This is a genomic window from Millisia brevis NBRC 105863 (assembly GCF_001552615.1).
Lineage (GTDB): Bacteria > Actinomycetota > Actinomycetes > Mycobacteriales > Mycobacteriaceae > Millisia > Millisia brevis.
Genome location: NZ_BCRN01000003.1, coordinates 135646 through 144866, shown reverse-complemented (window position 1 = coordinate 144866; position 9221 = coordinate 135646). Strand labels below are relative to the sequence as shown.

The window sequence follows — 9221 nt, the reverse complement described above, 5'->3', positions numbered from 1 at the left end:
GTCGTCGAAGGTTGTGGCGGGAAAGGTGCGGGCGCATGGGAGCTTCCCGGCGGGCCTGCGGCAAGTATAGGCTAACTAATCGGATCGAATGGGGAGCGAGGGCGAATGAGCGAACGGACGAGGGTGCTGACCGATCCCGGGGATCCCACCGCCGAGCACGCTTCGGTGGACACCATCGGCTTCGTTCTGTCCCGGCCGTACGGAACGGTTGTCGCGCGGCGGATGCGACGGACCTTCGACGCGGTGGCTTCCGCCGTCGAGGCCCTGCGTTCCGGCGCAGCGCCCGCAATGGTCGGCGCGATCCCCTTCGCCCGTGAACATCCGAGCGCACTGTCCGTCCCGGAGTCGCTGACGATGACTGCGGCTGGATGGGCGCCGACCGTTTCCCCCAAACGGATGCCCGAGTGGGCGATCTCGGGCAGCGATGCATCCGAACACCTCGAGCGGGTCGCAACCGTGGTGCGCCTGCTTCGACAACAGACCGGTCCGCTGATGAAGGTCGTGCTGGCTCGCCGCATGACGCTGCGCTCGGAGGTGGCGCTGGCACCACTCGATCTGCTGTCTGCTCTCGTGGAGAGAACTCCGACGGGGGACGGCTATTATGTCGATTTGAGCGCTGCCGGAGGAGCATTCGTCGGGACATCTCTGGTGGGTTCCAGTCCTGAGGTCCTTATTCGCAGACGGGGCTCCAGGGTGACCTGTCATCCGCTCGCCGGCTCGGCTCCCCGGCACGCCGACCCTCGGACGGATCGCCGGAACGGCGGGGACCTCCTCGAGTCGACAAAGGACCTGCGTGAGCACGCCTTCGTGGTCGACGCGATTCGAACTGCCCTCGAGCCGTTCTGTTCCTCCCTGACCGTGCCGGATGCGCCCAGTCTTACCCATACTCCGCAGCTCTGGCACCTCGGCACTCCGATGGAAGGCGTCCTTCGGCATTCGTCGACGACATCGCTCGAACTCGCCGTCGCACTGCACCCGACCCCAGCCGTCTGCGGCACACCCACCGACCTGGCGTACGAGGTCATCGACCGCCTGGAGGGCGATCGAGCCTTCTACGGCGGAGCCGTCGGATGGTGCGACGCCCACGGTGACGGTGACTGGATGGTGTCGATCCGGTGCGCGCAGATCGGCGCCGACGGACGTCGGGTGACCGCCTATGCCGGCGGGGGCATCGTCGCCGAATCCGATCCGGAAAGCGAACTGCGCGAAACCGACACCAAGTTCGGCACCGTGTTGGAGGCGCTGGGGGTCCGTCGGTCGTGATCGACATCGCCATGAACGACAGGACCGGGAGTGACGGAGTGACGGTGGTCGTCGGGGCGGGGAAGGGGATCGGTCGGGCGGTGGCCACCACACTGGCCCGATCCGGCGCGTCGCTTGCTCTCCTCGATATCGACCGGGACCGGTTGGCGGAGACCGCGAAGCTGGTCGCGAGCAGATGCGAGACTCACGTCGTCGACATTCGGGATGCCGCTGCGGTGGCGGACGCTGTCGATGGCGTCGAGAGCGGTATGGGGCCCATCGACGCGCTGGCGCACGTCGCCGGCATTCTGAGCACCGACGCCATACTCGACTCGGACGACTCGGATTGGCGAAAAACATATGATGTCAACGTTTTCGGATTGGTCAACGTCCTGAAATCTATCGGGAGAGCCATGCGGGAACGTCGCCGCGGGTCGATCGTCGTCGTGGGGTCCAATGCTGCGGGCATTCCGCGCATGTCGATGGGTGCCTATGGTTCATCGAAGGCGGCGGCGACCATGATCACCAGGACTCTCGGACTGGAGTTGGCGCGATACGGCATTCGCACGAATATCGTCGCTCCCGGATCGACCGATACCGATATGCAGCGATCGATGTGGGCCGATCCTGACGACGACCGCCACGCCGAACCGGTCATCCGCGGGGACCTGGCAACCTTCAAGTCCGGAATTCCCTTGGGTCGGCTGGCCGCTGCAGAGGATATCGCCGACGCGGTCGAGTTTCTACTGTCCGATCACGCCCGTCACATCACCATGCAATCGCTGTACGTCGACGGTGGCGCGACGTTGCGGTCCTGACCGGCTCCGAATTCGACGAGGAGAACGACGATGATGCGAATGTCGCCCCCGCGATCACCGCTGAAGAACGTGCCCCGCGTTCCCGAGGAGTTCGCCACGCGCTACCGAGCCGCGGGCTACTGGACGGATGAGACGTTTCGAACGTTCCTGTCGACCCGAGCGGCTCGTTATCCGGATCACCAGGCCGTCGTCGACGGGGATCGGCGATTCAGCTATCGGGAGGTCGCCGACCGCGCCGACCGCTTCGCGGCGGGGTTGCTCGGGCAGGGGATACGGCCGGGTGACCGCGTGGTGGTGCAGTTGCCCAATATCGCCGAGTACGTGTGGATGCTGTTCGGCGTCTTCCGGATCGGCGCCATTCCGGTGTTCTCGCTTCCGGCGCACCGTCACCGGGAGATTACACACTTCGTGGAAAAGTCAGGTGCGGCGGGATATCTCGTACCCGAAACCTTCGGTGGATTCGACTACCGGGGCCTCGCTCGCGAGGTGACCCGATCTGTCGATCATCCGCCGCTGGTTGTCGTGGTCGGTGAAGCCGCCGAGTTCGTCGCGCACACCTCGGTGGACGGCGATCCGGACGAACTGGCGGCCGTCGAGTCCCCACGGGCCGCACCGGAGGACGTTGCCTTCCTACAACTCTCCGGCGGGACAACCGGGGTGTCGAAACTGATACCCCGTACCCACGCCGACTACCTCTACTCGGTCCGTGCGTCCGCCGAGATCTGCGGGGTTGGCAGGTCCACGCGCATGCTGGTCGTTCTCCCGGCGGCGCACAACTTTCCGATGAGCTCACCGGGAGTTCTGGGAGTCCTGCATACCGGTGGGACCATCGTCATGGCGCCCGATCCGTTGGCGTCGACAGCCTTCGAGCTCATCGAACGTGAGCGGATCACGATGGCGTCCCTCGTCCCGCCTTTGGCGATCGGCTGGCTCAACGCGCCGAATCGGGAGCGCCACGATCTGAGCTCACTGGAGGTGCTGCAGGTCGGGGGTGCAAAATTCTCCGCCGAAGCGGCTCGCCGAGTCCGAGAGGAACTCGGATGCACCCTGCAGCAGGTCTTCGGCATGGCGGAGGGGTTGGTCAACTACACGCGGCTCGACGATGCCGAGTCGACGATTGTCTCGACGCAGGGGCGCCCGATCAGTGAGGCCGACGAGGTGCTGGTGGTCGACGACGACGGGCAGCCGGTTCCGGTGGGCTCGGCCGGTCATCTTCTCACACGCGGTCCCTACACCATTCGTGGCTACTACGATGCCCCGGAACACAACTCGGCGTCCTTCGACGCGAACGGGTTCTATCGAACCGGGGATATCGTGCGGGTCACCGAGGACGGCTACATCGTGGTCGAAGGCCGAGCGAAGGATCAGATCAATCGCGGTGGCGAGAAGGTGGCGGCCGAGGAGGTCGAGAACCACCTGCTCGCGCACCATGCCGTCGTCGACGTGGCCGTGGTGTCGCAACCCGACGAGTACCTGGGTGAGCGGACGTGCGCCTTCGTCATACCCCGCCGGACGGATGACGGTGAGATCCCGACTGCGGTCGAACTCAAGAGGTTCGTGCGCGGGCGGGGGGTGGCCGCCTACAAGGTTCCGGATGCCGTGGTCTTCGTCGACGAGTTTCCCGTGACGGGCGTCGGCAAGATCAGCAAGACACAATTGCGAAAGGCGCTGGAGGATGAACTGCGCAGGTAGCGGAATCGGTGGTCGATCCGCCCACGGACCGGCGCCGTTGTGGTTCCGGCGCCCGGCCGCACCCCCGCGGGCGATGAACCGCGCACCCGGCGATCGCGGTCGGCGATGACGGCCACGTCGGCGCAGGAGCGTGCAGCGGGCGGGCTGCGGCATGCCGATAGGTCCGCCCGCAATGGTGTGGCGGCGACCAATGGGCGGCGGGTTGTCGGCTGGCTGGTGGCACTGGCGGTCCTGGTGGGCGTGTGCATCCTGAGCCTGGTGGTCGGCGCCAAGGATATTCCGTTCGCAACCATCTGGGATGCGCTGTTCTCCGATGCGTATCCCGATGAGCGGATCATTCTGTGGGACATGCGTATTCCGCGCACCGTGCTCGGTGTCATCGCAGGCGCCGCGCTCGGGGTAGCCGGAGCGCTGATCATGGCGTTGACGCGCAATCCGCTTGCCGATGCCGGAATTCTGGGGGTCAACTCGGGTGCGGCGTTCGCCGTTGCCATCGCGGTCGGCTTTCTCGGCCTCGGCGGTATCTGGACCTATATCTGGTTCGCCTTTCTCGGCGCGGTTCTGGCGACGGTCGCGGTGTACTGCCTCGGGTCGCTGGGGCGCGGAGGGGCGACGCCGATCCGACTGACGCTCGCCGGCGTTGCCCTCGGCGCCGTTCTCAGCGGCGTGACCTTCGGAATGACACTGCTCAACCCGGATGCCTTCGACAAGATGCGATTCTGGACCGCCGGCTCGATCGCGGGCCGCGGACTGGATATCTCCGCGGCGGTCGGCGTTTTCATCGCCATCGGATTGGTGCTGGCGGCGGTGATCGTCAATTCGCTCAATGCGGTGGCATTGGGTGACGACCTCGCCAGGTCGCTCGGTGCCAACATCACCAGAACCCGGATCATCGGGGTGATCGCGATTACCCTTCTTTGCGGCGCGGTGACGGCGGCGGCCGGACCGATCATGTTCCTCGGGCTGATGGTTCCGCATATCGCGCGATGGCTGATCGGTCCCGATCAGCGGTGGATTCTCGTCTACACCGTCGTGCTGGCCCCGAGCATCTTCCTGCTGTCCGACATCCTGGGCCGAGTCGTCGTTCGGCCCGGCGAGCTGCAGGTCGGGATCATCAGCGCCATGGTCGGAGCGCCGGTGCTGATCGCGATGGTGCGCCGCGAAAAGGCAAGCGGACTGTGAGCGCCCGGCCACCGGCCGGGACCGACCCCGGCGGCATCGTCCGGCGCCGATCGGGCGGTTCGATCGATTTCGGCCGACGGCTGGCGATCCTGCGCGTCGGTTCCGGGGTGCCATCCGGCCGGGTTGACATCCGTGCCGTCATCGTCATCGCGCTACTGCTGGTCGCTGCGGTGGCCGTCTCATTGGTTGCGCTGGGGACCGGCGGGTTCTCGATTTCACCCGCTCGGGTTGTGGGTGTCCTGTTCGGTGAGGGATCCCGCAATGAGCGAATGGTCGTCCTCGATTGGCGGATGCCGCGCATCCTGATGGCCCTGCTGCTCGGTGCGGCCTTCGGCCTGAGCGGAGCGATTTTCCAGTCCCTGACCCGCAACCCGCTCGGCAGCCCCGACATCATCGGATTCAATACCGGCGCATATACCGGCGCCCTGGTCGTCATGTTGGTGCTGGGTACCGGCGGGGCCTACCCGGTGGCGATCGGGGCGCTCGGCGGCGGCGTGGCGACGGCGCTGCTGGTGTATTTTCTCGCGTTCAAGCGTGGCGTTCAGGGCTTCCGATTGATCATCGTCGGGATCGCGGTCAGCGCCATCCTCACCGGGGTCAACACCTGGCTGCTACTGAAGGCTGATCTCGACAGCGCGATGTATGCGGCGGCCTGGGGTGCCGGGACGTTGAACGGGATCGGCTGGGCGCAAACAACTCCGGTGGTGATCATCCTCGGCGCACTGGTGATTCCGGTGGCGCTGATCGCCCGGTTCATGCCGATTCTCGAAATGGGCGACGACGCGGCAAAGGCCCTCGGCGTCCGAGCCGAGCCGACCAGATTGGCGATGATCGTCGGCGGCGTGGCGCTGACGGCGGTCGGTACCGCAGCGGCCGGGCCGATCGCCTTCATCTCGCTGGCCGCTCCGCAACTCGCCCGACGGCTGACCCGAACGGCAGGCGTGGCGTTGCTGCCGTCGGCGGCGATGGGGGCGTTCCTGCTGGCGGGCAGCGACCTGCTCGCTCAAACGGCGTTCTCGGGTCGGCTGCCGGTCGGGGTGATGACCGTCTCGATCGGTGGGATGTACCTGATCTGGCTGCTCGCCCACGAAGCGCGTCGGCAATAGGTTTTCGTTAGTGAGGGAAGAGATGACCGATTCCGGCGATGTGTGCAGTCGCGACGACGTGGCCCGGATACCGATCGCGGCACCACGCGCACGGTTGCGGGCGGACGACATCACCATCGGCTACGACAAGCAGGTCATCTGTGAGGCGCTCAGCGTCGATATCCCGGACGGCGAATTCACCGTGATCGTCGGACCGAACGCCTGTGGCAAGTCCACACTTCTGCGCGCGCTGTGCCGCTTGCTGGCGCCGAGCGCCGGCACGGTTCTGCTCGACGGCAAGGCGATCGGGTCCTATCGGTCGAAGGAGGTGGCGCAGCGATTGGGCTTGCTGCCGCAGTCCTCGATCGCGCCCGACGGCATCCGGGTGGCCGACCTCGTCGCCCGCGGCCGGTTTCCGCACCAGAAGATCTTCACGCACTGGTCGGTGGCCGACGAGACCGCCGTCGCGCATGCGATGGAGGCGACCGGTGTCGCCGAGTTGTCGGGGAGGCTGGTCGATGAGCTGTCCGGCGGTCAGAGGCAGCGGGTGTGGGTGGCGATGGTACTCGCGCAGGAGACCCCGCTGATCCTGCTGGACGAGCCGACCACCTTTCTCGACATCGCCTACCAGATCGAGCTCCTCGAGCTGTTCGCCGATCTCAATCGGTTCGACGGGCGCACTCTGGTCGCCGTTCTGCACGACCTCAATCACGCGTGCCGATACGCCGACAACATCATCGCGATGAAGGAGGGCCGCATCGTGACGCGCGGCCGGCCGGCGGAGGTGATCACCGCCGACTTGGTCGAGGAGGTCTTCGGGTTGCCCTGCCGCATCATCGAGGATCCCGAAACCGCGACCCCGATGGTCGTGCCGCTCGCGCGCAGCCGCCCCGATCGTCGATCGGCGTTCCGGTAGGTCGGCGTCAGCGCCGGCGAACCTCCCGCACGATCAGCCACACGAGGTAGGCCCCACCGGCGACGACGGTGACCACGCCGACCGGCAGGGTGACCGGCAGCAGGTGCTGGGCGGTGACATCGCTCGCGGCGAGGATCAGGGCGCCGGTGAACGCGGCGGGTGCCACGGTGACGCCGGCGGTGCGCGCGAGTCGGCGGGCGATCTGCGGGGCGGCGAGGGCGACGAAGGCGATCGGCCCGGCGGCGGCGGTCACCGCGGCGATCAGGGCGATGCCGATCGCCATGGCCGCCAGGCGCAGTCGTTCGGTGCGAATGCCCGTCGCGCGGGCGGCGTCGTCGCCGAGTTCGAGCTGACGAATGCCCGGGCCCAGCGCCACCAGCGCCGTCAGCAGGATCGCGATGGTGATGCCGCCGACGACCGTCTGGCTCCAGCCGGTGGCGTTGAGCGAGCCGGCTCCCCAGGCCGCGGCGCTCATCGCGACCTCCAGGTCGGCGGTCAGGGTGAGCCAGGTGTTGACCGAGGCCAACATCGCGGAGATCGCGATGCCGACGATGATCAGTTGAAATCCCTGGACACCGCGTTGTCGCCAGGCCAGCAGGTAGACCACGACGGCGGTGGCGATCCCGCCGGCGAGGGCGCCGCCGACCAGCATCGGATACGAGCCGTTCACGACGATGATAACGATCAGTGCACCGGTGTATGACCCGGCGGAGAAGCCGATGATGTCCGGTGACGCGAGCGGATTGCGGGTCAGCGACTGGAAGACCGCACCCGAAGCCCCCAGCGCGGCACCGAAGATCACCGCGGCCAGCGCGCGGGGCAGCCGCCAATCGACGACCACCGTCCGCGCGAAGCCGGCCTCCGGGTCGTCGATCAGCGCCGCCCAGACCTGCGGGAGCGACAGCGGATAGGCGCCCGAGACCAGTGCCCAGGCAGTCACCGCGACCGTCAGGGCCGCCAGGGCGGTGCAGACGACGACGGTGCGCAGCGACCAGCGCAGCGCCACCCCCCGCCGGGTGACGATCGTGCGATATCCGAAGCGAACGTCCGCGCTCACAGGCCGCTCGCCCGTCGCCTGCGCACCAACAGGATCAGCACCGGAGCCCCCACGAAGGCGGTCACGATGCCCACCGGGAACTCGCCCGGCCGGATCACGATGCGTCCGACGATGTCCGCCGCGAGAACCAGCGACGGTGCGAGCACGATCGTGTAGGCGAGGATCCACCGTTGGTCCGGTCCGACGATCCACCGTGCGACATGCGGAACCATCAGCCCCACAAAGCCGATCGGCCCGGCGATCGCGGTCGCTCCACCGGCGAGCAGGGTGACCGCGACGACGACCAGGATCCGGGTGCGGGTGATGTTGGTGCCGAGCGCACGGGCGAGGTCGTCGCCCAGCGCGATCGTATTGAGCGCCCCGGCGGCGGCGACCGCCAGCAGCACACCGATCACCAGGAACGGCAGGACGGGCAGCAGTACGTCCCAGCCGCGGCCGACGACGCTGCCGGCGTTCCAGCCCCGAAGTTGGTCGAACGTCCGCGGGTCCATGAGGATCATCGCTGTCACGATCCCGTCCAGGACCGCCCCGAGCGCGACCCCGGCGAGCGTCAGGTGCAGGGGGTCGGCGCCGGCCCGGCCGGCGGAGCCGATCAGGTAGACCGCGACGGTGACCACCAGGGCGCCGGCAAAGGCGAACCAGGCGTACCCGTCGATCGTGGTGACGCCGAAGACCCCCACCCCGAGGGTGACGAAGAAGGCGGCGCCGGCGTTGACGCCGAGGATGCCGGGGTCGGCGAGCGGATTGCGCGTCAGCGCCTGGATCAACGCGCCGGAGACGCCGAGGGCGATCCCCACCGCGAGGGCGACCGCGGTCCGCGGGATGCGCATCGCCCAGACGACGTAGGCGTCGCCCTGTCCGGTGTTGTGCAGCAACGCGTCGAGCACGGTCGCCGGCGAGATGGCCTTCGATCCGATCGCCACACTCGCCAGCAGCAGCGTCACCAGTACCGCCGCGGCGACCGTCAGTCCCGTGGCGCGGCGCAGCCCGGATGTGGTGCCCGGTGCAGGCCCGGACGAATCCACGGATCGTGGCTGCGGTGTCGTGCCCGTAACCGTCACGGAAAGTGGCTCCTGAGTCTTACCCGAGTCGTCAGGAAATCGTAGCCTTACCTAATTCGTGGTGATACCTTCGGACCGCTGCACCGGACGTCCGGTGATGCACACGGCCACAACGCGGTGGCGGTCTCGTGATTCCGCTCGGCTCGGGAGCGCTCGTGTGGCACGACG

General features: G+C 67.5%; 8 protein-coding genes. 6 read left to right on the top strand and 2 right to left on the bottom strand.

Going from position 1 to position 9221, the window contains the following annotated elements:
* Positions 1-105 precede the first annotated feature (105 nt).
* The 6 genes from MB1_RS05510 (at position 106) to MB1_RS05485 (ending at position 6935) form a co-directional block, all read left to right on the top strand.
* Positions 106-1263, top strand: coding sequence for an isochorismate synthase (locus tag MB1_RS05510; RefSeq protein ID WP_084350961.1), 1158 nt, complete (start codon positions 106-108; stop codon positions 1261-1263).
* Positions 1264-1274: 11 nt separating this feature from the next.
* The gene (locus MB1_RS05505) at positions 1275-2060 is read left to right on the top strand and encodes a 2,3-dihydro-2,3-dihydroxybenzoate dehydrogenase (RefSeq protein ID WP_066904999.1); all 786 of its coding nucleotides are present in this window, start codon (positions 1275-1277) and stop codon (positions 2058-2060) included.
* Positions 2061-2093: 33 nt separating this feature from the next.
* Entirely contained in the window at positions 2094-3752 is a 1659-nt protein-coding gene (locus MB1_RS05500; protein WP_066904997.1) for a (2,3-dihydroxybenzoyl)adenylate synthase, read from the top strand.
* A 105-nt stretch (positions 3753-3857) separates the two neighbouring features.
* Positions 3858-4934 (top strand): iron chelate uptake ABC transporter family permease subunit, encoded by a 1077-nt coding sequence (locus MB1_RS26185; protein WP_066904996.1) that lies wholly within the window; start codon positions 3858-3860, stop codon positions 4932-4934.
* Positions 4935-4969: 35 nt separating this feature from the next.
* On the top strand, positions 4970-6040 hold the full coding sequence (locus tag MB1_RS05490; protein ID WP_066904994.1) for a FecCD family ABC transporter permease: 1071 nt from the start codon (positions 4970-4972) through the stop codon (positions 6038-6040).
* A gap of 22 nt (positions 6041-6062) precedes the next feature.
* A complete protein-coding gene (locus MB1_RS05485) occupies positions 6063-6935 on the top strand; it encodes an ABC transporter ATP-binding protein (RefSeq protein WP_066904603.1) in 873 nt (290 codons plus the stop codon).
* Positions 6936-6942: 7 nt separating this feature from the next.
* Here MB1_RS05485 and MB1_RS05480 read toward each other — a convergent pair whose 3' ends face one another.
* Positions 6943-7992, bottom strand: coding sequence for a FecCD family ABC transporter permease (locus MB1_RS05480; RefSeq protein ID WP_066904600.1), 1050 nt, complete (start codon positions 7990-7992; stop codon positions 6943-6945).
* Positions 7989-9053 carry a FecCD family ABC transporter permease gene (locus tag MB1_RS05475; protein ID WP_439646923.1) on the bottom strand — a complete coding sequence of 355 codons (1065 nt, stop codon included), beginning with the start codon at positions 9051-9053 and terminating at the stop codon, positions 7989-7991. Before MB1_RS05475 ends, MB1_RS05480 begins: the two co-directional genes overlap by 4 nt.
* Positions 9054-9221: the final 168 nt, after the last annotated feature.

Coding starts and splice junctions, on each gene's coding strand:
- MB1_RS05510 (WP_084350961.1), top strand. CDS start 106: ATGAGCGAACGGACGAGGGTGCTGACCGATCCCGGGGATCCCACCGCC.
- MB1_RS05505 (WP_066904999.1), top strand. CDS start 1,275: ATGAACGACAGGACCGGGAGTGACGGAGTGACGGTGGTCGTCGGGGCG.
- MB1_RS05500 (WP_066904997.1), top strand. CDS start 2,094: ATGCGAATGTCGCCCCCGCGATCACCGCTGAAGAACGTGCCCCGCGTT.
- MB1_RS26185 (WP_066904996.1), top strand. CDS start 3,858: ATGACGGCCACGTCGGCGCAGGAGCGTGCAGCGGGCGGGCTGCGGCAT.
- MB1_RS05485 (WP_066904603.1), top strand. CDS start 6,063: ATGACCGATTCCGGCGATGTGTGCAGTCGCGACGACGTGGCCCGGATA.